Genomic DNA, 24,037 nt, shown 5'->3' with positions numbered 1-24,037 from the left:
GTCCTGGGGTGAGACCCGCTTCGAGCCCGAGAAGTTGTGTGATCTATGCCGCATTTTCGCGCTGAACTCCGGATGACTCATGCGCATCAAAAGCGACGGATTCGCCATTACGGAACGGATTACCGGCCAGGAAATCAGCTGAAAACGGAGAAGACGAAAATGCGTAAGGTTCTCGCCGTCGCCGCCGTCGCCGGCATCATGGCTGTCGGCTTCGCCGCGTCCCCCGCCCAGGCGTCCACGACCTCGCAGAACGGCCGCTCGTCGAACTCCGCCTGCGCGGCCCTGCCGATCGTCGCGGGGAACTTCAAAATCGTCGAGGTGGCGGGCGAGGGCAGCGTCAGGGACGGTCTGCTCAACAGGAACGACCTGCGGGCCGTCATGGACGACCCCGCCGCGTGGTCGCGGCTCCGGCAGGCCGCGGCCCACCTGCACGGTCCGCTGTTCGACAAGGTGGACGCCGCCGCGCCCGGCAGCCGAGTCGACGGTCTCATCCGGCCCGCCGACCTGAAGGCGTTCTTCAACGACGTATGCGTCTGAGCCCGCACCAGGGCGGCACGGAACCCGGCGCCCAATCGACGTCTCCTTGCGGACGGCAGCGGAGGCCGACGCGTCGGCAGAGGGCATCGCGTAGGTAGATCCCTGGTCATCGGCCGTTATGTAAGAAGTGGTGCTACGTTCCGTATTTGGTGTGGCACGATTGGTGACATGTCAAGTCCTGAACAGCTCCGGTCCCTCACCGACGTGCCCGATCACGGGCTCGGGCCGCTCGGCAGGCTGGCCCATGGTGTGCTCACCGAGTGTCTCGCCGCCCCTCCGGCGGCCCCCAGGCTGTACCTGGGGCACAACATCCTGCCGGATCCGCCGTTTCCCCTGTCGGGATACATCGCCTTTCCAGCGGTGGATGACGCCTGGCGGGCCAGCGGGCAGGATCTGTCGATCTTCCTCACCTGGGCGGCGGAGTCGCTGCGGGCCCAGCCGAGGCCGTCGGCCGCCTCCTTCGGCGAGCAGCATCAGATGCTCAACCGGCTGCTGCGCATCGACGCGATCGCGCTGGTCTGGGAGGTCCGCGTGGTCGTGCCGACCGAAAGCATGGCGGGGTGGACGCTGGCCGCCGACGTCCTGGCCGGAAGGGTGGGGCGGGAGGAACTGGCCGACGCTGCCGCCGCCGAGCCCGCCCTCGCGGTCTGGACGGTGGACCGCGCGGGTTCGGCTGTGCTCATGTTCGCACCGCCGGGCGGCACGGCCGACGACATCGCGTACGCGGGAGACCTGCTTGACTCCTCCGATCCCGTCGTCGCCCGCCTCGCGGACGTGCTCGATGCCCAGTACGAGTGGACGTCGGCCGTTTTCGGAGCGGACGCCTGACCGGGTGACGGGGCAGGGCGGGCGGCTAGTTCGCGGCGGACAGGATCGGTTCGGGGTCGGGGACGCTTCCGCTCAGCAGGTCGTTCTCCTCGATGACCATGTGGGCGGGCGGGGCGGCGATGGCGGGCGGGCGGCCCCAGCGCGAGTAGCGCGTGTCGGCTCGCAAGACCACCGCGGACCTGCTCCCGCCGAGGGTGTCGGTGGTGATCAACCGAGTGGGCAGGCCGTCACGGCCGGTCCAGAGCCGCCACGCGATCTTTCCCGTGCTCTTGGCGGTCAGGCGGGTATTCGTCAGCGGATCGACGTAGGCACCCTTGAAGATCTTGGCCAGCGTTCGGTAGGTCATGGCGCCCTGGTAGCGGAAGCCGCCGGGGACGGGCGTTTTCGTCGAGCGCCGGAGCACGGCTTTGATCATGGCCTGGTCGTACACGTTGATCGGTTGCAGGCCGCCGGTCCGGGCCATGGTCCAGCACAGCCCGGCGCGGTGGTTCAGCCGGACCCACGTCTTGCCGTCGGGAACCGGCACCGAATACTGGCCGCTGTCGCAGTAGACGCTCGCGCCGACGCGGATCGTCCGGTGGGGGCGGTTCGTCGTCGCGGAGGCCGCATCGCCGCCGGTGCCCGGCTTGGGGATGTCCCGCCAGGTGAAGTCGACCGCCGCCACGCCCGACGGCGACAGCCGTACCTTGCCGTCGAACCGGATCCCGCTCCCGGGCCTGTCGCCGTACGTCACGCGCACGGTCTCCGACGTCCGCAGGCCATGTCCGCTCCTGAGCTGCCGCTTGAGCGCGTACGCCGGATCGGTACCGGTATCGGCGGCCTGGGCGGCGACGGGAAGGGCCACACTGGTGCTCACAGCCGGAACGGCCGCGAGCACCACCGTGGCCGCCAAAACAACCCGTCGCATCATGGGCACGTATCCTATATTCGGCCCATAAGCCGTCATCCTCCAGCCCACGCTCGAAACCTCGCTCCGCATGCAGGGCGCTCACCGCACGTCGGCGTAGGTGGCGTCCCGCGTCAAGGACTCCTTAGCCGGATTCGCACGGAAGAACCCACGCGAAAATCACACTGCCGAAGTTCACCAGCATGGTGTGCGGCTGCTGTATGGCCGTTTCGGTGATCTGAAGCCTGACCACCGCGCCTTCCTGCATCCACATGGCCACGTCGTCCTCCGATGGGGTGTCACCGTGCACCCGCAACGTCAGATCATGGGGCTGCCCGGCTATCCGCAGGTGGAGTTCACTCGTCGGCTCGAATTCCGCCATCTTTCACCTCCGGGGTGAGGTGGCCACGACGCGAGGCGTACGCCCGTGCCGGAGCCGAAGCGCGCGACAGAGTCAGGGCCGATGGCGGGCGACCGGCCGCGGCCGGGACCGGCCCGCGTACGCCTCACTGTCAGTGAGCCGATGTGCCCACTCGGGAGGAAGGTATTCCGCAAGCAGGCGACAACCTCGACGGCCGACTGCTGGCTACACACTCGCAACCAGGTCACGATCCCGAGCGCGGCTGCCACGCCGACAAGGCCGTCAAGGTCGGCGGGCGGTGGCAATTCGCGATCGCGCGGCGGAAATTGCCCTGCTATCGTCGGCAATCTGGTCGGCCGCGGGACTTCGGTGCGACTTCCGGAACCCGCCTTTGAAGCGATGCTTCGCAGTTCGTGCCTTCATTCCCCGGCCGGCCGTCCGTCTCGGAGGGGTTGATGGAGAACCGCGCCGACTTCGTCGAGTGCGAGGATGTGCTGCTGTTCGCCAATGCGGCGATCACATCCACCGGGCAGCGCGAATTCCGGGATTCACCGGACGAGCAGCGACTGTCCTTGGAGTTTCTGCACACCTGACCGACCTGCGCACCGTCGCGAGCGACGGCGACGAGTATTTCCGCCTCCGGCTGGCCGTGGCCCGCCTGGCCGGCCCGTTGTTCGACCGGGTCGACACCGCCGGGCACGGCGGCAACGCCGACGGCCTCATCTCCCACGACGACCTGGAGGCGTTCTTCACCCAGGTGTGCGTCTGAGCCCACCGAGCCTAACCGCCCTGATGCGCACGCACACCGTGATCCCCGCCGGCGAGCTCGTCCGCCTTCGCCTGGACGAGCCGCCGGACGATCAGGGCCGAGCGAGAAGGCAGACCGTCCTGACGCCGCGCCAGGCACACGTGAACCGGGGGCGCGTCGCGCAGCGGAACCCAGACCAGGCCGGGGACGTCCGCCGGGCTGTCGAACCGGGCGAGGAAGCCGAGACCGCTGCCATGCCCGACCATCACCTTGACCGTCCGCGCGGACATCGCCGCGACGGCGATGTCCGGATTCGGCACCTGCCGGTGCAGCAGCTCCCACATCACGGTGCCCGGGCGCATGGTGACGATGGGCCAGGCCCCAAGGTCGGGCCAGTCCACGTGATCGCGGCCGGCCAGCGGGTGGCCGGCCTGGAGGTAGACGCCGACGGGGGCCGACAGAAGCGGAACGCGCCGTAGCCCCGCCGCCGCCGGGACCAGCGGCGTGGTGATCACACCGAAGTCCAGTTCGCCGGTGAGCACGGCGGCCTCGATGTCGCTCGAGGCGCCCTCCCGGACGGTGAACCGCAGACCGGGATGTTCCTCGCGAAGCCGCCCCACCACCGGCGCGATGATCGTCTCCGCGGTCACCGAGACCGCGCCGATCCGCACCCGCCCGCGATACGTGCCGCTGGAGTCCATCGCCGCCCCGCGCACGTCGTCCTCGGCGGCCACCAGCCGGCGCAGCGGTTCGAGCAGGGCCTGACCGGCCGGGGTCGGCTGCACTCCGCGCCGGCTGCGGGTGAGCAGGACGACGTCGAGCTCCTCCTCCAGCAGCGCGATCTGCTGGCCGACGGCAGGCTGGCTGACCCCGCACCGGGCGGCGGCCAGCCGCAGCGACCCGGTCTCGACGGCCGCCAGAAAGTACCGCGCCCTCTCCACCCTCATCGCCACACCATAAAAGAAAAACCTTTCACCGGTGAAGCCGATTCGCGGCTTCCTTCCGGGTCCGCGGCGCGTCATCGTGACGTGAGTCCCACTATGGCTCCCGCCCCGGCACCCGCGTGAAAGGAATATGTGTTGTCCCACGGTCCGCTGACTGGAATCCGTGTCCTGGACGCGTCGACGATCCTCGCCGGCCCGCTGGCGTCCTCGCTGCTCGGCGAGTTCGGCGCCGAGGTCATCAAGATCGAGCAGCCCGGCGAGGGCGACCCGGCCCGCCGCTACCCGCCGATCGAGGACGGCGTATCGGCCGGGTGGGCGATGACCGGCCGCAACAAGCGGAGCGTCACCATCGACCTACACCACCCCGAGGCGGCCGATCTGGTCGGCCGGCTGGCCGCGACCGCCGACATCGTCGTCACCAACTTCCGCCCGGCGACGCTGCGCCGCTTCCGCATCGACTTCGACGACCTGCGGGCGTACCGGCCCGACCTGGTGATGGTCCACGTGAGCGCCTTCGGTCGTACCGGCCCCTACGCCGACCGCCCGGGATTCGCCCGCGTCGCGGAGGCCTTCGCCGGCCTGACCTACCGCACCGGCGATCCGGACGGCCCGCCGGTCTTCGCCGGCTATCCCATCGCGGACGGCGTCACCGGCATGTACGGCGCGTTCGCGGCCCTCCTCGCCCTGCGCCAGCGCGACCTCACCGGCGAGGCCCAACTGGCCGACATCCCCCTGTACGAGCCGCTGCTGCGGATGATGGAGGACTTCGTCGTCGAGTATGGCGCCACCGGCCGGATCCGGGAACGCCAGGGCAACCAAAACCCCCACATCAGCCCCAACAACCTGTACCGCACCAAAGACGGCCGCTGGCTCGCCCTGCCCGCCTCCACCGACCAGATGTGGCGCCGGCTGCTCGAGGTCATGGACGCCCCCGACCTGGCCGTACACGACACCATGACCGCCCGGCTGCGGCACCGCGATCAGATAGAGTCCCGCGTCGCCGCCTTCGTCGCCGCCCACGACCTCGACCCCCTGATGTCCCGCCTCCTCGCCGCCGGGGTCGCCGCCGGCCCCGTCAACTCGGTGGCCGACCTCTGCGCCGACCCGCACATCCGCGCGCGCGGCTCCGTCGTCGAGGTCGAGTACGAGATCGAGCACGAGCACCGCACCCGCCTCATGCAGGCTCCCGCCGGTCGGTTCTCCGGCTTCGACGGCACCATCGGCGCCGACGCGCCGCGCCTCGGCGAGCACACCACGCAGGTACTGCGGGACCTCGTGGGCCTCACCGAGACGGAGATCGACGACCTACGCCACCGCGGCGTGGTCTGAAGCAGAAGGAAACCCCCCGTGACGATCGCAGACGTCTCCATCATTGTCCTGGTCGCCCTGTTCGCCGCGACCCTGATCCCCGCGTTCGACCTCGGCCTCGCCGCGCTGGCCGCCGCCTTCTTGCTGGGACTGGCGGCCGGGGTGCCGGTGGACAAGGTGACCGGCTTCTTCCCGGCGGACTTCTTCGTGCTCATCGTCGGGGTGACGGCCCTGTTCGCCGTCGCCCAGCTCAACGGAACCCTCGACTGGCTGCTGGACCTGCTGCGCAAGCTGGTCGCGGGCAGGGTCCTGCTGGTGGTACTGGTCCCGTTCGTCATCGGAGCCGTGCTGACCGCCGTCGGCACCCTCCCTGCGGCCGCCACCGCGATCGTCGCCCCCATCGCCCTGCGCCAGGCCACGCGCTACCAGATCTCGCCGCTCGTCGCCGCCGTCCTCGGCATCACCGGGATCATCGGCGGCCTGCTCTCCCCGCTCGCCGTCTACGGCGTCACCGCCCGCGAGCTCGGCGGCAAGTTCGGCCTCGGCCTGCCCGACTCGGCCCCGATGGTCCTGTTGGCCGGCGGCCTGCTCGCCGGACTGGTCGTGTGCGCCGGCTTCCTGCTCATCGGCTCCCGTACCGGGGCCATTCCCCGAGGCCGGGCCACCGCCCCCGGCGCCGCCGACGCCGCCGAAGGGACCGTCGCCGACGCGCCCACGTCGAAGGCGGGAAACCGCGGCGCTCGCACCCTCACGCTCCTCTGCCTGCTCGCCGTCGTCGTCCTGTCGGTGGGCTTCGACATGAACATCGGCTACCTCGGCATGACCGCCGCGCTGATCCAGCAGGTCGTGCTCCGGCTGGACGCCGGCGCGATCATCTCACGGATCCCGTGGAACGTGGTCCTGCTGATCGGCGGCCTGCTGACCTTCGTGGGCCTCATGCAACACCTCGGCGCGTTCAAACGCATCAGCGAACTGCTCCAGATCGACGGCGCGCCGTTCCTCAGCCTGCTGGTGCTGTGCTACATCGCCGGCGTCACCTCGTTCGCCGCCAGTTCCATCGCGGTCTTCGTCACCACCATGCCCCTGCTGCCCCCGCTGGTGGCCGCCGGCGTCTCCCCACTCGGCGGCGTACTCGCCCTCGCCCTGGCCTCGGTGCTGGTGGACATCAACCCCCTCGGCATCACCGGCGGCCTCATCCTCGGAGCCGCCGACCCCTCGGCCAGAACCCGCCTGTTCCGCCAGCTCCTCACGTACGGCATCGCCTCGGTGTTCATCGCCCCCGCCGTGGCCTGGGCCGCCTTCGGCTGGTGGTGACTCGTCGCCTCTTCGGCATAGCGCTTGACGGGCATCGAGTCGTGCAGGCGCAAACCCTTGGAGTTGAGCCGGGCCACGGTACGGCTGACGCCGGAGGGAAGGGCGGCGAAGGCGCGTTCGTAATCGCCGCCGGCCGCCGCCAGTTCGGCCGAGCTGGGCCTGATCGACACGGTGCTGGCCTGGCGGAGCCGGATGACGCGGCTGCTGTTCGGGCCCGAGCCCACGCTGGCCCAGGCCACCCGCGCGGTGGTGGCGCTCGGCGGGCTGTCGGACTGCACCATCCAGTTCCCCCACGTGCCCGCCGACGAGTTGCGCGAGGCCGCCGTGGACGCGGCCTGCGCCGCCCTGGGCACCTGTTCATGATGTCCGGATGTGTAACGGCTTCGCGGTGGGCATCAGGATTGCCCGCCGGAGCGAAGCGGTGACGGTCTACGATTCCGGGCATGGCCGTCCCTGAGCTGATCCGTATCGTTTCCCGCTCCTCTCCCATGGCGCTCGCCCAGGTGGAGCGCGTCCGGCATGAACTGGCCGAACTGCACCCGGGCATCCGGACCGAGGTCGTACCGGTCACCACCTCCGGGGATCGGTGGCAGGGCGCGCTGTCGGAGCTGGGCGGCAAGGGGGCGTTCACCAAGGAGGTCGACGAGGTCCTCCTGGCGGGGCGGGCGGACCTGGCCGTGCACTGCATGAAGGACGTCCCCGCCGACCGGCCGCTGCCCGCCGGGACGGTCTTCGCCGCGTTCCTCAAGCGCGACGACCTGCGCGACGCCCTCGTCCACCCCGGCGGCCTCACCCTGGACGAACTTCCCGAAGGCACCCGGATCGGCACATCCTCGGTCCGGCGCGTCGCCCAGCTCGCCATCTCCCACCCGCACCTGCGGTGCGTGCCGATACGCGGCAACGCCAACCGCCGCCTGGAGAAGCTGGACGCGGGCGAGGCCGACGCGCTGCTGCTGGCGGTCTCCGGGCTGGAGCGGATCGGCCGCAAGGACCGAATCTCCGAGGCGCTGTCGCTGGAGACGATGTGCCCGCCGATCGGCGCGGGCGTCCTGGCCCTGCAGTGCCGCGAGGACGACACCGACACGATCGACGCCGTCTCCGGCCTGGGACACCCTCCCACCTGGCGGGAGATCACCGCCGAGCGCATGCTGCTGCACGTCCTGCAGGGACACTGCAACAGCCCGATCGCGGGCTATGCCCGCGCCGAACGCGACGGCCGCCTGTCGCTGCGCGCCCGCGTCTTCACCCCGGACGGCAAGATCGTCCTCGACGCCCACGAGTGGGCCGGCCCGCTCGACCCGGCCACGCTCGGCACGTCCGTCGCCGTCGCCCTGCTCCGCCAGGGCGCACGCGAGGTCATCGACTCCATCCCGCACTGACCCGCTGACGCACCCCGGGCGCGGTACTGGTCGCCCGGCCGAAGCCCGTAGTTCCGGGTGCGGTAGTCGGTTCCGTAGCCGCCGCGCTGCTCGTAGGCCCAGTAGGCCGTGCGGGCGGCGTCGGCCCACTTCTCGAAGATCACGACGTGTCGTTCGTCGGGGGACGACCCATGGCGTCGATGACGAGGTCGCCGGGGAGCAGGTCGGACATCGCGATCGGCGTACTGACCGATGGCGCGGCGAGCCCCTGGGTGTTCAGGCCGGGGGGCCGCAGTCCCAGCGCCATCGAGACGTAGCCGGAGCAGTCGGTCCGGTAGCCCTGGCGGTATCCGTTCAGGTTGTACGGCACACGCTGCGGAGTGTGCGGGTTCCAGCTCTTGGCGCGCTCGATGACGCGCTGCCTGGCCGCGTCCGACTGCTTGATCACCTGCGCGCTCACCGTGTGCGACCCCCGGCGACGGGGGCGGCGGGTGCCAGGCCGAGTCAAGCCAGGCGGCCGAGGTGTTCAACAGGGACGCGGACGGACTCGGCCGAAGTCGATCGCCTCTCGGTCAGTCCCGGACGGCGGCGTCGTGGACGATCCCGGACGGCTGCTCCCGGGGAGATCCCAACCGCCGGATCTCCCCGGCGCGGGGCATTAGCGAGCCCGGCTTCCTTGCACGACGGGACGGCCGTTCACCCAGTCGAGGTTCGCGGTGTACATCCAGCGAACCCTGCCCGGCGCCCAGCCGTGGAAGAAGATGCGATCGTCGAGAACGTCGGCGCCGCCGGGGCCATGCACCGCGCCGCCCAGCCCCTCGGTCGTCATCAGGGGCTTGTCGGCCTTGGTGTAAGGGCCGGTGAGGGAGGGGGAGGTGGCGTAACGGGTGTGGTAACGGTCCGTGCCGTAGTTTCCCGCGGAGTAGAAGAGCACGTACCCGGTGGGGCGTTTGACCAGCACCGGCGCTTCGACCACACCGTCCTCGCCGGGGCCGTTGCGGAGGAGTTCCTTGCGGGCGCCCACGAGGGTGACGCCGTCGGCGCCTACCTGCTGCAGCCACAGAATCGCGGGCTTCTGCACGGCGTTGCCGTCGTTCTTGTACAGCAGGTACCTCTTCCCGTGGGCGTCGACCAAGCTCGACGGGTCGATGGCGCCGCCCTCGCTCGGGTTACAGGTCACGGGTCCGTTGCCCAGGGGGCGGAACGGGCCGAGCGGTCCGGACGCCACCGCCGCGCCGATGCACCTGCGCCCGGCCGCGGGGCTCGGGGCGCTGAAGTACATCAGGTACCGGCCGTCCGCGCGCCGGGAGACATCCGGCGCCCACCAGCCGCAGTCGCCCTGGATGCACCCCACCCAGGACGGTTTGTCGGGCATCGCCTCCCCGCGGATCGTCCAGGGCCCGGAGGCGGAGGGGGCGCTCGCGACCGGAACGGTCCTTCCCGAGCTGCTGGTGGAGTAGGCGTAGAAGGTGGATCCGACGCGGATCACGTCCGGGTCGGGGAAGTCGGCGGTGATGACCGCCTGGGGGGACGTCGGGGCCGCCGCGTCGGCTGCGGCGGTGGGCAGCGCGGCCATCAGCAGCGCGGTGAGCACGCAGAGAACCCGACCGGAGTGACGCAACTGAGATCTCCTCTTCCTATGACAGGTGAATATGAGCGCAAGAAGGGTTATGCGTCCTCCCGGCTCTCCGCCCCGGGGGGATAGACGTACGTTCTGCGCCCGGTGAATGTCGCGCCCGTGATCTGGTAATGGTGCGCGGCCTCGCTGGCGGTGTTCTCGGGGCCGACGTCGACGATGTCGGCCGTCGACCACTGACCGTCGATCCGTTGCCGTACGGTGTAGCGAAACTCGTTGAAATCGACGGTGGAGGACACATACGTGTTGACGATGGCGAGCGTCCGCCGACCCGCGGTGATGGCGGCCGGGATCTCGATGCTCTGGTCCGCCCACCCGTAACTGCTGGCGGGTAACGGCTCCCATTCGCCGGCCGGGACCCCGTTCACGGTGACGGTGGCGCGCTGCCTGCCGATGTTGGCGTCCAGGCGGCGGATCAGTCGTACCCCGGTGTTGGCGGGATTGACGGTGACGGTGAACCGGCTCGATCCGCCCTCGCCGAACGCACGACCGTCATCGGTGATGGTGGCGTCCCCCCGCATGATCACGGCGGCGCCCACGGCCGCCACGGCCGTCAGCACGGCAAGCACGATGACTCGATGCCGGCCTCGGCCAGGGAGCCGAGGGTCAGGGAACCAAGTCGGCCTCCCTTCCCCCGGCCTGGCCGCAGTCTCGGCGGATTCGCTGCCATCGCCCGGCGTGGTTCTTCGCTCCAGTTCCGCCAAGGCGGGCATGCGGCCCATCCGCACCCGTTCCCACGCCCGCTCCCACTCCGGAATCTGGTGCTCAGGAACCCCGCAGGCCATCAGGAACGCCACCATCTGCGCCTTCTTCGGAAAACGCCGACCGGCCAACATGTCCGAACAGGTGGACCGCGCCAGCCGCATGCCCATCCTGGCGGTCCGATTCTGCAGGTCCCGCAGCGACAGGTCGGCCCTGGCGATCTCCTCGTTGAGGAGCCTTGCCAGGTCTTCGAGGCAACAAACCGCCTCCAACGGCCGGGAAACCGCGCCGTTTTCAACGTCCTCGCTCATCGTGCCTTCCCACAGACGGCCGTCGTCCGGCCGCACCGGCTCGACCGAACCAACACGAACATTACGTAGAGCATCTGAATGATAACGCAAAGTCTTCGCATGGTCCCTTGCCCCGCCGCTCAGGGGAAGAAAGGCAACCTGCCGCCTTGGCCTCCGACGGCGTACCGACCGTGGTCGGCCGACGCCGTGCGGCCGTCCACCAAGCCCGACCTACAGGCGCCGCCTCTCGGCGGCAGGCCGATGTGCGAGCCTGTGGCGTACTACGGCCTGTTCGCCATGAAGGCCAAGGCCGAGGCCACCCGGGCGATGGAGGGCTGCCGGCGCCCGCCCCGATCGCCGACCCCGTGGCCGAGCCGTACATTCGGCGCGAAACGCGCCGCCTGGGCGACCGCTTGCATCGTGCCTGACGAGTGAGCCGGCATCCGCCACGGTGTGAAGATCATGCGACCCGGACGAATTTCTCGCGGCCGTCGTCGTGGCGCTACTCACTCCTTGCAGCCCGAACCGCACTGGCCGCCCCTCGGTGACCGCCCCGGCCAAACCACAGCACGGCCACTCCGGCCGCCAGCGTGATCAGCGTCCCCACCCAGGCGATCGCGTCGGCGTACGAGTGAAATTGCCACGCCCACCTGCGGGGATCGCCGCCCTCGTGCGCTCCCCAGTAGCCGACCACCACGAAGTCGGCCAGCGGCAGTACCCAGGCCAGCGTCCGCCCGAACAGGCGTGCCGAGATCAGCCCGAGGCCGAGGAAGAGCAGGACGTTGCGCACCGCCTCCGCCAGGGTTCCCGCCGTCACCCGACTGCCCCCGGCGTGCGCCGCCACCGCGAGCAGCGGTTCGATCAATCAGCGTGTCCACCAGTCAAGGGGAAAAGTCCGCTCGCGGCGGGATGTCAGAGCCTGACACAGGTGTAGGTGCCGTACAGAGCACGTTGAAATGACGATTGCACGATCCGGAAACCGGCAGCAGTGATCATCGGTTCAAGCAGCCAGCGGAAAGTGCTGAACTCCGTGCGCACGTGTTCGGCGTAGTCCTCAGCGGTGTACCCGTCCGCCGGATTCTTGGCCGCCTCCGCGAACCAGCGACTAAAGACCTCTTCCGCCTCGCTCGGCCGAAAATCGTAGATCAGGTCGTGAAGACGCAGGATTCCCCCCGGCCGCAGGAGACCCGCGATGCGATCCAACGCGATCGCCTTGAAGAAGTCGGGCAACTGGTGGAGCGCATTCCGGGTGTAGACGGCATCGACCGGCGGGCCGGCATGCTCATAAGACAGAAACCCTGCCCTGACAAAGTCGATGTTCGACACCCCCGCCTCAGTGGCCCGACCCCGAAGATAGTCCTGCATCGCAGGCGAGACATCCACCGCCACCACGCGCCGGAACCGCCGCGCGGCGGCCAACGCGAACTGCCCCGTCCCAGCCGCAAGGTCCACCACGATGGCACTTGCACCCACACCGTGCGCGCCGAGCACGGCCAGATCCTCACTGGGATCGGGATACCCCTGCTTTCGGTCATACCCGGAGACGAAGGTCGGATCGAGATGCTCCGGCCCCGCGTACGCCAGTTCATCGATCATCCACGACTTGGACATCCCCCGATCCTGACCAAAGACAGGACGCTTCGCACCTGGTTTTCCGTGACGCGTGCAGGCCGCTGACGCACACTCCCAGTGCCGCGGACCCGGAACGATGAGCTTGCTCATGAAGACCGATTCCCTGACGACGCTATTGTGGGTGGTCCTGGATGAGGCGGCCGTTGGGAAGTCGCAACCGTACGTCGCAGATCTGGCAGTCGTGAGCGTACAGAGCGGGAGACCGATGTCCAGCGCGAGTCGCTTGGGGGACCCCGCGGGTGGTCACCAGGTGCGTGAGGCTGGCGTCGCAGGACGATGTCGACGGCGGCCAGCACCGTTGGAAACCAAGAAAAAGGGAACCATTTGCGTGACCAATCTTGCGGAGGCGGCGGAGCGGGGCCCGTCGGCATACGTCGCCGAGGCGTCGCGCTTCAAGCGTGACCGGGATCGGCTGCTGGAATTGGTGAACTGGCTGGAGGAGGAGTACGGCCCGGTCACCGATGAAGAGCGTGCGGCGGCAGTCGAGGAACTGGACGATCTCGACGCCGAGCATGAGCGCCGCCGGCACGCTGCAAGCGCGACGCGGGAGAGGCCGCGTGAGCAAGCACGGTGAGCGCGCGCCCGCCGCTGCGGATCTTCGTGCTCGACTGTGAAGTCCTGTCGCTGGCCGTACGCGGCGACCGGAAGATGGTCGCCAGGCTCGACCTCGCGACCCGAGGCGAGGCGGAGGTGGTGACGTCTTCGACGACGGTGGTCGAAGCGTATAACGGCAGAATCACCGAGCAACGCTGGGACTGGGTGCTCTCCAAGCTCAGCGTCGCCGACATCGGCAAGGACGAGGCCCGCCAGGCTCGTCGGCTACTGGCCGACGTCAAACTGCCCACCCCGCTGCGGCGGGCAATCTCGGGTCACTTTCACGTCGTCGAGTGATTCGACATGGACAGCCGAAGGCCAGGACGGCTCACGACGCCTCTGCACCTTCGAGAGGGGCGAGCGTCGGGCGCAGGACAAATGCAGCCAGCGTTGCGTCGAACCGATCCGGATGGTGGTCTCACGCCTAGAGTTCATCCTGGAGGAAACCATGACCACCCCCCAGTGGCGGGTCGATGAGCTCGAGGCACTTGAAGAGCGGCTGGATGACGAGATCGCCGGGCTGGACGAGCAACTCAGTACCGTGTACAGCCAGATCGAGAAACTCACGTTCGGTATTGACGGCTACCTTGCTGAGAACGACTTCATGCAGGTAGAACAGGCGGTGAACGAACTCGTCGGCCTCCTAGGGGAGGACGTCGAAGACGATCTCGAGTTGCTGATCAAGCTCGCCGAGATCAAGAACGGCGAGGGCGATTCCGTGTCGTGTGGCGCGGAGATCCCGACTCTATCCGAAGATCAGCTACCTAAGCGCGACCCTGCCCGATCCGATGACCCTTATGGCTTCGATAACGAGGTCTTGGCCCTCAGGGAACGAGTCGACGCATGCGCAGACCATCTCCGAGACCTCTTTGACCAGGCGTCTGAGCACTGGCAGGAAGCCCGGCAGGCCGCGAACAACGGTTCTGGTGCCGCTGCCCGTACGGAACTTCGCTATGCCAGGAAGGCGGCCGCGCAGGCAGAAAAGGCGTTCGCTCTTTGGCAGGCTTGCTTGTCAGAGCTCTACGTCGCGTCCCCCGGAAGTCTCGGGCCGATCAGCGATTTGTTGATCGCCCCGGTCGAGAGGTGGATCACTTCGGCAGAGTAGCCGTTCCAAACACGCGAGATAGCCCCTGATACGCTGGGTTACTATACGGGTGCAGGGCGTGCGTAAGTCCGCCATGCTGTTGGGGTGCAGGGTGGTCAGACGCAGCCATACCGGGCAGGACGCCCAGGTCGCGTCCGAGATGCGGTGTAAAAGGGAGCAGGATCGGATGGCTGATGCCAGCGGATTGTTCGCTCTTACTGGAGCGCTCGGCGGCGTGATGATCAGCGGCCTGATCGGCATAGGCAGTGCAGCGCTCAACCACAAGTGGCAGAGGCAAGCCGCTGAACAGAATCGCCTCGTCGAGCAAGAACGGCAGTTGCGGCAGGAGCGACGGGAGACGTACGCGAATTATTGGAGGGCATGGAACTCGCTTATCCGGGTGCTCGAGAGCTCAACTGATCGGACAACCGAGGCACGTGAACGCATTGCCGCTGCCGTGACGGAATGGCGTCACGCCATCGACCCCATGTTCATCGTGTGTAGCCGCGAGGTTCTGAACTCCGGCATCGAACATCTGAGGACGACTGAAGCGAGGATCGCCGCCGCGTTGGAAGGGCGGCTGCTTGATGGGGCAGGCAAGACACGTGCCCTGAGTCGAGCCATGCGGGAGGACTTGTGGGCCGATCAGTCGCCTCGGCACGGAACGGGATCGATCCATAGGACGACTCACCCGCACTACTCGTCCGCAGGCAATCGGTACTTGTAGCCGACGGGTGACAGCCGACCCCGGTCTAGCGTCCAAGCGTGCAAGATCGACGCCTTGCCGCCGCCCACGGTGATCTCGCCGTGGCTATCGAGGGCCACAGTGATGTTGCTCAGTACGAACAAGGCCATGTGCGGGTACTCGATGGCACGCTCGACTTCACGCGGTGTGAGGAGGACCTCGTGCGGAGGAAGTGTTCTTGATCTCCCAACCTGTACGGCCGCGACCTGGCCTGCGCGGCCTTCACCCGCCTCCACGTTGACGACCAGGGCCGCAAGAAGAAGGAGACCCGCACCAAGCTCTCCCCGAGGCAGAGCATGCCGCGACCCTGCTGCAACCCGTCGTACGAGGTGGTCCCGCTGGCACGTGCTGCGGCCCCCCGGGCCACTCTCTGTCCATGCGCAACGTAGGACACCGAGCAGCAGTCGCGGACGGCGTGCTGGCTACCCGTTCAAGCCGCTGCCCTTCGCCGCCGTCGCAGAAGGGCTAGCACTGCGACTGCTGCGACGGTCATCCAGACCTTGCCGAGTATCTGGCCCGGAAGAAACTCAAGGGAGTCGAAGGCCAACTTCAGGAACAAGAGACTGTCGCACAGGATGCCCACAGCATTCGAGGCGACCATGGCGATCAGCAGTCCTCGTTGGCGAAGCGGCTCATAGACAGCGAAGTCCGCGAGTTCGGCGACGCCGAAGGCTACAGCTGATGCCAGAGCGAGGTTCGGATCGGCCATGGCGTAGGAGATGACTATGCCCAGCGCTATAGCTCCCAGGACCGCAAGACGGCCAGCAGCTTCACGGCTGAAATCTCGGAGAACGAGTGCCAATCCCACCATGTAGACGCCGGCGGGAGCTAGGTAGCCGAAGCCCACGGGGACCGCGCCAAGGTGGGTCACTGCTAGGTTGGCCGCAGGGATCGTAGCGATGTACGCAGCGAGTACGACGCTGCGAGTAGTTACAGAAGCCTTCACGTTCTACTCTCTGTTCGGGAGGTTGCCGTTCAAGGTGACCAGCAAGGCGAACCTCCAGACAGTACAGCCGCCTATGCCGACAATTGTGTGGATCCTGCGGCTATCGGACATGCCGCGCTTGGCAGACAGAGCCTATGATCTTGTTTGCGGCCGCTGCCAATGACTGACTGCCTGCCACAAGCTTGCGATCTCTCTGGTCACGACTGTCTAGATCACGAGAAACTGCAGCGCCGTGACCAGAGAGATGGGTGCAGTTTCACTTGATCGGCAGCGGGCGCGCCGGGTTCAGGCTCGATGACCTCTAGCCTTCCGGCAGGACGCGTGGACAGGACACACCGAAGCGTCACCGGCGTGAGCCAAGGACCCTGTGGGCCGGTTGGCAAAGCAACTTCGGGAAACTACCCTGCCTGCAGGGCGTAGTGTGGTGTAAGTTTCTCTAAGCTTTCCCGGAAGCAGAGGGTGATGAAGTGACTACAGATGCGCCTAAGGCTGTGGTGCTCCTTAGCGGAGGCCTCGACTCGACGACCGTTCTAGCGATCGCGCGCGAGGAGGGTTACGAGACCTATGCTCTCAGCTTCCGCTACGGGCAACGCCACACCGAGGAGTTGGAAGCAGCTAAGAAGATCGCCGTCGAGCTCGGTGCCACTCAACACGTGATAGCTGACATCAACCTTGCAGTCTTCGGTGGCTCCGCGCTTACCGATCATGCTCTGGACGTGCCCCACCATGAGAGCGTCGACGATCTGGGAAGCGAGATCCCGATCACGTATGTTCCGGCCCGCAATACCGTTTTCCTCTCCTTTGCGCTCGCCTGGGCCGAGACGCTTGGTTCTTCGGACATCTTCATCGGAGTCAACGCCCTCGACTACTCCGGTTACCCCGACTGTCGCCCTGAGTACATCGAGGCATATGAGCGCATGGCCAACCTCGCAACGAAGGCTGGCGTTGAAGGCTCGCAGAAGCTGAAGATTCACGCCCCGCTGATCACCCTTACCAAAGCACAGACGATCGAGCGTGGCCTTGCTCTGGGCGTCGACTATTCCCTGACCCATAGTTGCTACGACCCGATCGACGGGCGTGCTTGTGGGACTTGCGACTCTTGTCTTCTTCGGGGACGTGGTTTCGCCGAGTTGGGTCTAGTTGACCCATCCCTTACGTCGAGGGCTTGATCTGTACATGTATCGGATCAAGGAAATTTTTTATACGCTGCAAGGCGAGGGCAGTCACGTAGGGCGACCGTCCGTATTCTTGCGATTCGCAAGCTGCAACCTATGGACGGGTAGGGAAGAAGATCGTCATCGGGCGATCTGCAAGTTTTGCGATACGGACTTTGTTGGGACAGATGGTCCAGGTGGCGGGCGTTTCATGACAGCAGCCGATCTCGCCGCGGCCGTCGCCAAGACCTGGCTTGGCGCAGATCACCCACGCAGTCGGCCCTATGTGGTGTGTACGGGTGGAGAGCCTCTACTCCAACTCGACGAGGAAGCGGTCGACGCCCTGCACGCTGAGGGGTTTGAGGTCGCCATCGAAACCAACGGCACCCGGGCAGCTCCGGTCGGCATCGACTGGATCTGCGTAAGCCCCAAGGCCGGCACCGAACTGGTCCTCACATCAGGACACGATCTGAAGCTGGTCTACCCGCAAGTCGGAGCCGAGCCGGAACTCTTCGAAGAACTCGATTTTGATCGCTTCCTGCTGCAGCCGATGGACGGAGAGGACCTCATCGCCAACACTAAGGCGGCTATCGAGTACTGCCTTGAGCACCCGCAGTGGCAGTTGAGCGTCCAGACCCACAAGACATTGGGAATCCGTTGATCGAGATCTTTCGTGAATTCACGTTCGAAGCAGCTCACAGACTGCCGAACGTGCCTGAGGGCCACAAGTGTGCCAGGCTTCACGGACACAGCTACCGAGTTGAGGTTCACATCTGCGGTGAGGTCGATCCTGTTACTGGATGGTTGATAGATTTCGGTGATATCAAAGAGGTATGCAAGCCTCTGTTGGATCAACTCGACCATTACTACTTGAACGAGATCGCGGGGCTTGAGAATCCCACCAGCGAGGTTCTCGCCAAATGGATTTGGGACCGACTGGTCGGCTCGTTGCCCCTGTCGGCGATTCATGTCCGTGAGACGTGTACTTCCGGGTGTATCTACCGAGGGGAGGTCTGATGCTCGCCGACGTGCAGGCGGCACCTGACAGCCGCGGGATACAGCTGGATGAAGTCGGTATCGAAGGGCTCCGATACCCTGTCCTCATTGCCGATGGGCAGGGCGGCAAGCGGGAGACTGTGGCAACGGCCGCGATGTCGGTCGTGCTCAGTTCCGGAGCTAGGGGCACTCATCTAAGCCGCTTCATTGAGGTGCTGCATGGTGCTCGCGAGCAACTGACGTCCTCCACCGCGATAGGCCTGGCTGATGAGTTGCGGCAGCGCACGGAGACATCCAGCGCGTGCGTCCGCCTGGTCTTCCCCTACTTCCTTGAGCGAGAGGCGCCGGTTACGCGGTCACGTGCCTTCGTTGAGTACACCTGTGCTGTAACCGCGAGCAGCAACTCGAGCGGTGCCCTGCTGACGTTGAGTGTTCAGGTGCCGGTCACTAGCGTGTGTCCCTGCAGCAAAGCCATCAGCGATCGTGGCGCGCACAACCAGCGTGGTCATGTCACGATCGAAGCCAGGCCGTCCGATCATGCGCTTGATCTATGGTTTGACGAGTTGATCGACGTGGCTGAGGATGCGGCGTCGTCACCGGTCTATACGCTGCTCAAGCGTCCAGACGAGCGTCACGTGACCATGGCAGGATACGATAACCCGGTCTTCGTTGAAGACATGGTTCGTAATGTCTGCCAGGTCCTTTCGGTATCTGACCGCATCTCCGCTTATCGCGTCCGTGCAGTCAATGACGAGAGCATTCATAATCACGCGGCATTTGCGGAGGTCTCCTGGACCTCGCCGAACGGCGCGTAGCCGCCATGGTCACCAGTGATGGCCAGAACGGCCAAGTCGTGCATGTGGTCGTGACGTGTACCAACCGCAAGCGACTCGCCGTCCCCGAACATCTTCATGTTCGGGACCTGAAAGCTAGAACGCCAGCTGAGCGCTGCGACGAATGGGTCGGGCACCTATCAACCGCTGAGACCTCGGTCCCTGCGCGCGATATGTACGCAGGCGAGCACTGGCTTATCGCGCGTGACCTGGCAGAGGTGGTAGGCCAAGAGGCCAGCCTATGGGTGTGCTCGGCAGGCTATGGGCTTATCCCTCAGGACGCGCCTATAGCCCCGTATGCAGCTACGTTCGCCTTCGGGCATGAAGACTCAGTTGCCTCAGATGCCAGTGGTACACGCCAGTGGTGGGAGCGTTTGTCTCGGTGGGTTGGACCTAGTGAGGGGTGCCCACGTTCCTTCGCTGCATTGGCCGGCCTAAATCCCAATGCTTCGATCATCGCTGTGCTCTCAGATCCTTACCTTCGCGCATGCGCTGACGATTTGAGAGAGGCAGCTTCGCGGCTATCCAATAGCGACAGCCTCTCAGTCATCGGCCCAGCAGGGCGCTGCGCAGACATCGATGACCTGGTGGTTCCCGTAAGAGCGGCACTCCGGTCTGTGGTTGGGGGGAGCCTCCTCTCATTGAATGTCCGAGCAGCCGCACATCTACTAAAGGAATCGCGTTTGCGTGGGGACGCTCTAAAGCGTCCACTACTGATCAAGCTTATGGAGGAGACCCTCGCCGCGGCGCCTGCGACCCCGCAAAAGATGGCTGGAATTCGCATGACAGACGAAGAGGTTCGTGCATTTATTCGTCGACGATTGGAATACGGTCCCACCTCAGCCACACCTCTACTACGCGAACTGCGGAGTGCAGGACTATCCTGCGAGCAGGCCCGTTTCAGGCACCTGTTCATTGAAGTGCAGCGTACTTCGGCAGGTGGTTGGCAGTGACAGCATCACAGGTACCGGACATGGTCGAGATCCGTGCTTTGCGGATAATTCAAGTCAAGAACTATCCGCTCTTCGTGTTCATGCTGCGTGCGGGTCAGGTGCTGGAGTTCGCCGATATCTCCAGGGTGAGCAGGGACGAAGCAGGGAAGTTGATCGGTTACCAGCGTCCCCAGGTGAGGAAACACATTCAAGAAATTGTTCAATACCTGGATAGTGACCTGCCGATCTTTCCGAATCCGATCATCATGGCCTTGTCTTCCCGGGTGCAATTCAGGTGCACACGTGGTGGAAATAGGCATCCAGACGACGGTGTCTCGGATACGGGCAGGCTTGTGGTTCCGCGCCCAGCAGAGGGGAGGCCAAAGCCGGCCTGGATTGTCGACGGTCAGCAGCGCGCACTCGCGCTCTCCCAGGCACGCCGCCAGGAGTTTCCTATGCCGATCGTTGCCTTCATCGCCGATACGGTCAACCTGCAGCGAGATCAGTTTGTTCGAATCAATAACACCAAACCGCTACCGCGTGGATTGGTGACGGAACTTCTGCCTCAGGTTGACAGTCCACTCCCCCCGCGACTTGCCATCAGGAAGGCACCGTCACAACTATGCGACATCTTGAACTCGGACAAGGATTCGCCCTTCTTCGGTCTAGTGAAACGGGCCTCCACGGCGGGTAACAGAAATTCCGGTGCAGTAGTCACCGACACAGGGATCGTGGACATGATTCAGGAGAGCCTGACCTCTCCGTCGGGGGCTCTCTACCCCTATCGAGACATCGGCCGAGGAGAGACTGATTTCGACGGGGTCATCAAGGCGCTGATCATTTATTGGACAGCGGTTCAGGAAACTTTTCCTGATGCCTGGGGGAAACCGCCAGAAAAGAGTCGTCTCATGCACGGCGCAGGTATAAGGGCGATGGGTCGCCTGATGGATCGAATTCTGGGTGTGGTGGACCCCACGCGGAGCGACGCGTCTGAGACGGTGAGAAAGCACTTGGAGCTTGTCGCTCCAAAATGTAGGTGGACGTCGGGAACCTGGGAGGAGCTAGGGCATCGCTGGAATGAGATCGAGAATGTGAGTAAACATGTTCACGAACTCTCGAACTATCTCATCCGTGTCTATCAGATCGCACGTAGGGGGCTCGGGTGAAGTTTTATTTTCCAGACAGCCAAGATCAGGTGAGCCCGACCTTCAACTTCATCACGGAGGAACACTCTCCATACCGAGTGCGACAGCGTGATGACAAATATGCGCACGAGATTCTTGAGCCATTGCCCTATGATGGTCTTCTCGTTAGCAAAGCGATCGTCGATGGTTCCGTCAAGGGGGCTGGCAAGTACTCTATGCCGCAGCGGGAGCGACTCTACCGGCTAGGTGTGGCCCGCTATTTCAGACTCCCAGAGAACATTCTGACTCTAGGGGACTGCGGAGCGTTCAATTATGTTGACGAAGAGCTCCCTCCTTACACAATCAATGAGGTCCTTGACTTCTATGAGCGATGTGGCTTCAACGCGGGCATCAGTATCGACCATGTGATCTTCGGCTATGACGCGAAGGGTTCCGACGCCGACGTGAACCCGGCATGGAAGAAACGGCGTGAGATCTCACTTCGGTACGCCGAGGACTTCTATGAGGCGGTTGTACGCAGGGGAAACAAGATCGAGCCTGTTGGAGCTGCCCAGGGCTGGAGTCCTGCCAGTTACGCGGACAGCGTGCGACGTCTGCAGGACATTGGCTACAAGCGTATCGCGCTGGGCGGCATGGTGCCTTTGAAGACGCCCGACATTCTTGCTTGTCTGAAAGAGATTGAGCAGGTGCGTCGGCCGGAGACTGAATTGCACCTGTTAGGAATCACCCGTGTAGCGTCGATGGAAGAGTTCGCTGTGTACGGAGTGACTAGCTTCGACAGCACATCGCCGTTCCGACAGTCGTTCATGGATGACCGTAACAATTACCACACCGAGAGTGCGTCGTATACGGCTATTCGTGTGCCGCAGGTCGACGGTAACCCTGCCCTCAAGCGGCGTATTCTGGCCGGCACGGTATCCCAAGCAAAGGCCAAATCCGCAGAGCGGGAATGTATGAAACGTCTGCGCGCATATGATGCAGGCGCCGAGACCGTGGACCGTGTCATCGAAATCCTCGAAGAGTACGAGCAGTTGGCTGAGCCAGAAAAGAAGAAGAGTAAGATTTCGGACTACAAGGTCACTCTCGAAGCCAAGCCGTGGAAGTCATGTAAGTGCACTATCTGCTCGACGCATGGAATCGAAATAGTCATCTTCCGTGGATCCGAACGTAACAAGAGGCGCGGATTCCACAACTTGTCGGTCTTTGCCACTAAGATGCATCGCATCAAGCGCCCCCTTGGATAGGAGAACTAATGGCCGATCGCCAGATCCTTCGTCTCCCAGCGTTGGAGGTCCGGCAGGGGGCGCGCCGTATATATTGCTTCGCCGTCGACGGGAAGCGACTGCACGAGTTCGCTGCTGTCTCCCGGATACGTCGCAATGAGGAAGACCAACTTCAGGGGTACCAACGCCCCGAGGTTGCCAGCCACATACGGGCTATCCAGCGCTACCTTGAGTCCGAGAACCCCATGCTACCGAACGCGTTGGTACTTGCGTTCGACAGCCGTGTTCGCTTTGAACCCGCAGTCGTCGGCGCCGAGGTCGGCTACTCGGTGCCGGGGGACCTCCTCGTTCCACTAGACGAGACACTTAAGGATGACGAAAAGCCCGCATGGGTGGTCGACGGTCAGCAGCGTAGTGCTGCCATCCGGGATGCCGACATCGGAGAGTTCCCTGTTGCGGTCGTCGGCTTTATAGCGGACAACGACGCCGAGCAGCGGGCTCAGTTCATACTCGTTAATAACACCAAGCCTCTTCCTAAGGGCCTGATTCACGAACTCCTGCCAGACACGAACACGCATCTGCCGCCCACGTATGCTCGTCGTCAACTGCCTGCGGCTCTGATGACCCGCCTCAATGGGACGTTTGGCGGGCCGTTTTATCGAGCCATTGCCACGCCTACGTCGCCCGATGGATACATCAAGGACAACAGCATCCTCAGGATGATCGAGCACAGCCTGTATCAGGGCGCTCTGTACAAATATCGTGACCCCATGGACGGCGCCGGCGATGTCGAACTGATGCTTGCTCATCTCAACACCTACTGGGGTTTGGTACGCGAGACGTTCCCCGAAGCCTGGTCCCTGCCTCCCAGACTCTCGCGCCTCACCCACGGCGTAGGAATCCAGGCGATGGGGTTCGTCATGGATCACCTGACTGAGGACCTACTCCCTGAGAGGATCGCCGGCGCGGTCAACGATGCACTGAAACGAATTGAGGCAGGAGCTGCCTGGACGGGCGGCTCCTGGAGATTCGGATCAGGCGAGGCCCGCAAGTGGAACAGCTTCCAGAACACACCAAACGATGTCCGCTTGCTCACGGACGGTTTGCTCTATCTGATCAATCAGGAGGCTCTCTTCTAAGTAGCAGCCCTTCGTCGGCTGCTCTGCCTTTACGCGTTCACGCAGGCAGATGGACCGCGAGAGCCGACGATAATCACCGAGGCCTTTCCAACCTGGTGGCGTAGGTCATAAGCCCTGCTCGTGCTCGTCCATCTGCGCAGCGGCGACCACCTATCAGCGTCGTAGCCACCTCCTGCCTGCTGGGCTTGTCCACCCGCCGCGTGGACAAGCCGGTCGAGCAGCCGGGCATCACCGGGATCTCCGAAAGCCAGGTCTCGGCCCTGGCCAAGGTGCTGGATGCGCAGGTGGAACCTTCCGCGCCCACGCCTTGGACGGCGGCCCGTACACCTTCGTGGGCTGGACGCCCTCACCCGGAAGGTCCGTGAGCGCGGGCGGATTGTCAACCTGCATGCCCTGGTCGCCACCGCCGTCAACGCCAACGGTCATCGCGAGATCCTCGGCCTGGAGGTCACCAGCCGCGAGGACGGGGCGGGCTGCCTGGCGGTCCTGCGCGGCCTGGTCGTTCCCGGCCTGCCGGGCGTGCAGCTGGTCATCTCCGACGCCCATCCGGGGCTGACAGAGGCGATCGGGGCCACCCTGCCCGGGCGCGGCCTGGCAGCGCTGCCGCACCTTCTACCTGCGCAATCTGCTACATGGGCCTGGACCTGCTGGCCAAAGCCCGCATCAGGGTGATCCGCAGCAACATACCGGACCAGGAACAAC

At 65.1% G+C, this 24,037-nt stretch carries 27 protein-coding genes and 1 pseudogene; 19 read left to right on the top strand and 9 right to left on the bottom strand.

What is annotated here, in order from left to right; all coding sequences use genetic code 11:
* The first annotated feature begins 159 nt into the window (after nucleotides 1-159).
* Together AB0K60_RS29765 and AB0K60_RS29760 are read left to right on the top strand one after the other, a co-directional pair.
* Nucleotides 160-537, top strand: a complete 378-nt coding sequence (locus AB0K60_RS29765) for a hypothetical protein (protein ID WP_364062390.1) — start codon at nucleotides 160-162, stop codon at nucleotides 535-537.
* Between the two features lie 168 nt (nucleotides 538-705).
* Entirely contained in the window at nucleotides 706-1,365 is a 660-nt protein-coding gene (locus AB0K60_RS29760) for a hypothetical protein (RefSeq protein WP_364062387.1), read from the top strand.
* 25 nt (nucleotides 1,366-1,390) lie between these two features.
* On the opposite strand, the gene AB0K60_RS29755 is transcribed toward AB0K60_RS29760, so the two are convergent.
* Both AB0K60_RS29755 and AB0K60_RS29750 read right to left on the bottom strand, forming a co-directional pair.
* Entirely contained in the window at nucleotides 1,391-2,275 is an 885-nt protein-coding gene (locus AB0K60_RS29755; RefSeq protein WP_364062384.1) for a hypothetical protein, read from the bottom strand.
* A 121-nt stretch (nucleotides 2,276-2,396) separates the two neighbouring features.
* Entirely contained in the window at nucleotides 2,397-2,633 is a 237-nt protein-coding gene (locus AB0K60_RS29750; RefSeq protein ID WP_364062381.1) for a hypothetical protein, read from the bottom strand.
* A 434-nt stretch (nucleotides 2,634-3,067) separates the two neighbouring features.
* On the opposite strand from AB0K60_RS29750, the gene AB0K60_RS29745 reads away from it, so the two are divergent.
* Nucleotides 3,068-3,205 (top strand): hypothetical protein, encoded by a 138-nt coding sequence (locus AB0K60_RS29745; RefSeq protein WP_364062378.1) that lies wholly within the window; start codon nucleotides 3,068-3,070, stop codon nucleotides 3,203-3,205.
* Between the two features lie 187 nt (nucleotides 3,206-3,392).
* Here AB0K60_RS29745 and AB0K60_RS29740 read toward each other — a convergent pair whose 3' ends face one another.
* Nucleotides 3,393-4,307, bottom strand: coding sequence for a LysR family transcriptional regulator (locus AB0K60_RS29740; RefSeq protein WP_364062375.1), 915 nt, complete (start codon nucleotides 4,305-4,307; stop codon nucleotides 3,393-3,395).
* A 132-nt stretch (nucleotides 4,308-4,439) separates the two neighbouring features.
* Between AB0K60_RS29740 and AB0K60_RS29735 the strand changes: the two genes are divergently transcribed.
* The 4 genes from AB0K60_RS29735 to hemC all read left to right on the top strand — a co-directional run bounded on the left by AB0K60_RS29735 (nucleotide 4,440) and on the right by hemC (nucleotide 8,305).
* Nucleotides 4,440-5,633: a CoA transferase gene (locus tag AB0K60_RS29735; protein WP_364062372.1), complete on the top strand. Its 1,194-nt coding sequence runs from the start codon at nucleotides 4,440-4,442 to the stop codon at nucleotides 5,631-5,633.
* A gap of 18 nt (nucleotides 5,634-5,651) precedes the next feature.
* Entirely contained in the window at nucleotides 5,652-6,926 is a 1,275-nt protein-coding gene (locus tag AB0K60_RS29730) for an SLC13 family permease (RefSeq protein WP_364062369.1), read from the top strand.
* A 192-nt stretch (nucleotides 6,927-7,118) separates the two neighbouring features.
* Nucleotides 7,119-7,289: a hypothetical protein gene (locus AB0K60_RS29725; protein ID WP_364062366.1), complete on the top strand. Its 171-nt coding sequence runs from the start codon at nucleotides 7,119-7,121 to the stop codon at nucleotides 7,287-7,289.
* 80 nt (nucleotides 7,290-7,369) lie between these two features.
* Nucleotides 7,370-8,305, top strand: coding sequence for a hydroxymethylbilane synthase (hemC, locus tag AB0K60_RS29720; RefSeq protein WP_364062363.1), 936 nt, complete (start codon nucleotides 7,370-7,372; stop codon nucleotides 8,303-8,305).
* Between the two features lie 139 nt (nucleotides 8,306-8,444).
* Here hemC and AB0K60_RS29715 read toward each other — a convergent pair whose 3' ends face one another.
* The 5 genes from AB0K60_RS29715 to AB0K60_RS29695 all read right to left on the bottom strand — a co-directional run bounded on the left by AB0K60_RS29715 (nucleotide 8,445) and on the right by AB0K60_RS29695 (nucleotide 12,634).
* Nucleotides 8,445-8,744, bottom strand: coding sequence for a hypothetical protein (locus tag AB0K60_RS29715; protein ID WP_364062360.1), 300 nt, complete (start codon nucleotides 8,742-8,744; stop codon nucleotides 8,445-8,447).
* Between the two features lie 198 nt (nucleotides 8,745-8,942).
* Nucleotides 8,943-9,905 carry a glycoside hydrolase family 43 protein gene (locus AB0K60_RS29710; protein ID WP_364062357.1) on the bottom strand — a complete coding sequence of 321 codons (963 nt, stop codon included), beginning with the start codon at nucleotides 9,903-9,905 and terminating at the stop codon, nucleotides 8,943-8,945.
* A 47-nt stretch (nucleotides 9,906-9,952) separates the two neighbouring features.
* Nucleotides 9,953-10,933, bottom strand: a complete 981-nt coding sequence (locus AB0K60_RS29705) for a hypothetical protein (RefSeq protein ID WP_364062354.1) — start codon at nucleotides 10,931-10,933, stop codon at nucleotides 9,953-9,955.
* A gap of 481 nt (nucleotides 10,934-11,414) precedes the next feature.
* Complete coding sequence (locus AB0K60_RS29700) at nucleotides 11,415-11,777, bottom strand: hypothetical protein (RefSeq protein ID WP_364062351.1); 363 nt, start codon at nucleotides 11,775-11,777, stop codon at nucleotides 11,415-11,417.
* A 47-nt stretch (nucleotides 11,778-11,824) separates the two neighbouring features.
* On the bottom strand, nucleotides 11,825-12,634 hold the full coding sequence (locus tag AB0K60_RS29695) for a class I SAM-dependent methyltransferase (RefSeq protein WP_364062348.1): 810 nt from the start codon (nucleotides 12,632-12,634) through the stop codon (nucleotides 11,825-11,827).
* Between the two features lie 238 nt (nucleotides 12,635-12,872).
* On the opposite strand from AB0K60_RS29695, the gene AB0K60_RS29690 reads away from it, so the two are divergent.
* From AB0K60_RS29690 to AB0K60_RS29675, 4 genes are all read left to right on the top strand, one after another.
* Nucleotides 12,873-13,118 carry a CopG family transcriptional regulator gene (locus AB0K60_RS29690; RefSeq protein WP_364062345.1) on the top strand — a complete coding sequence of 82 codons (246 nt, stop codon included), beginning with the start codon at nucleotides 12,873-12,875 and terminating at the stop codon, nucleotides 13,116-13,118.
* Nucleotides 13,115-13,435: a hypothetical protein gene (locus AB0K60_RS29685; RefSeq protein WP_364062342.1), complete on the top strand. Its 321-nt coding sequence runs from the start codon at nucleotides 13,115-13,117 to the stop codon at nucleotides 13,433-13,435. The genes AB0K60_RS29690 and AB0K60_RS29685 overlap by 4 nt, the downstream gene beginning before the upstream one ends.
* Nucleotides 13,436-13,586: 151 nt before the next feature.
* Nucleotides 13,587-14,243, top strand: a complete 657-nt coding sequence (locus AB0K60_RS29680; RefSeq protein ID WP_364062339.1) for a hypothetical protein — start codon at nucleotides 13,587-13,589, stop codon at nucleotides 14,241-14,243.
* 166 nt (nucleotides 14,244-14,409) lie between these two features.
* Nucleotides 14,410-14,949, top strand: coding sequence for a hypothetical protein (locus AB0K60_RS29675; RefSeq protein WP_364062336.1), 540 nt, complete (start codon nucleotides 14,410-14,412; stop codon nucleotides 14,947-14,949).
* Nucleotides 14,950-15,397: 448 nt separating this feature from the next.
* Here the strand turns inward: AB0K60_RS29675 and AB0K60_RS29670 are convergent, their stop codons facing one another.
* Complete coding sequence (locus tag AB0K60_RS29670) at nucleotides 15,398-15,913, bottom strand: VUT family protein (RefSeq protein WP_364062333.1); 516 nt, start codon at nucleotides 15,911-15,913, stop codon at nucleotides 15,398-15,400.
* 467 nt (nucleotides 15,914-16,380) lie between these two features.
* Here AB0K60_RS29670 and queC point away from each other — a divergent pair, with 467 nt between their 5' ends.
* The 8 genes and pseudogenes from queC to AB0K60_RS29630 form a co-directional block, all read left to right on the top strand.
* Complete coding sequence (gene queC / locus AB0K60_RS29665; protein WP_364062330.1) at nucleotides 16,381-17,082, top strand: 7-cyano-7-deazaguanine synthase QueC; 702 nt, start codon at nucleotides 16,381-16,383, stop codon at nucleotides 17,080-17,082.
* Between the two features lie 7 nt (nucleotides 17,083-17,089).
* Nucleotides 17,090-17,728: a 7-carboxy-7-deazaguanine synthase gene (gene queE / locus AB0K60_RS29660; RefSeq protein ID WP_364062327.1), complete on the top strand. Its 639-nt coding sequence runs from the start codon at nucleotides 17,090-17,092 to the stop codon at nucleotides 17,726-17,728.
* A complete protein-coding gene (gene queD, locus AB0K60_RS29655; RefSeq protein ID WP_364062637.1) occupies nucleotides 17,728-18,084 on the top strand; it encodes a 6-carboxytetrahydropterin synthase QueD in 357 nt (118 codons plus the stop codon). Before queE ends, queD begins: the two co-directional genes overlap by 1 nt.
* Nucleotides 18,084-18,878, top strand: coding sequence for a GTP cyclohydrolase FolE2 (gene folE2 / locus AB0K60_RS29650; protein ID WP_364062324.1), 795 nt, complete (start codon nucleotides 18,084-18,086; stop codon nucleotides 18,876-18,878). Before queD ends, folE2 begins: the two co-directional genes overlap by 1 nt.
* A gap of 991 nt (nucleotides 18,879-19,869) precedes the next feature.
* A complete protein-coding gene (gene dbpB, locus AB0K60_RS29645; RefSeq protein ID WP_364062321.1) occupies nucleotides 19,870-20,994 on the top strand; it encodes a DGQHR domain-containing protein DpdB in 1,125 nt (374 codons plus the stop codon).
* Entirely contained in the window at nucleotides 20,991-22,217 is a 1,227-nt protein-coding gene (gene dpdA, locus AB0K60_RS29640; protein WP_364062318.1) for a tRNA-guanine transglycosylase DpdA, read from the top strand. Before dbpB (AB0K60_RS29645) ends, dpdA begins: the two co-directional genes overlap by 4 nt.
* Before the next feature lie 8 nt (nucleotides 22,218-22,225).
* The gene (gene dbpB / locus AB0K60_RS29635) at nucleotides 22,226-23,335 is read left to right on the top strand and encodes a DGQHR domain-containing protein DpdB (RefSeq protein ID WP_364062315.1); all 1,110 of its coding nucleotides are present in this window, start codon (nucleotides 22,226-22,228) and stop codon (nucleotides 23,333-23,335) included.
* Nucleotides 23,336-23,490: 155 nt separating this feature from the next.
* Nucleotides 23,491-23,966 (top strand): annotated as a pseudogene (locus AB0K60_RS29630) (transposase); the annotation flags it as partial.
* Nucleotides 23,967-24,037 lie beyond the last annotated feature (71 nt).

It is taken from the genome of Thermopolyspora sp. NPDC052614 (assembly GCF_040678635.1).
GTDB lineage: Bacteria > Actinomycetota > Actinomycetes > Streptosporangiales > Streptosporangiaceae > Thermopolyspora.
Note: the sequence above shows the minus strand (reverse complement) of the source record. Positions and strands in the feature narration are given on the sequence as shown.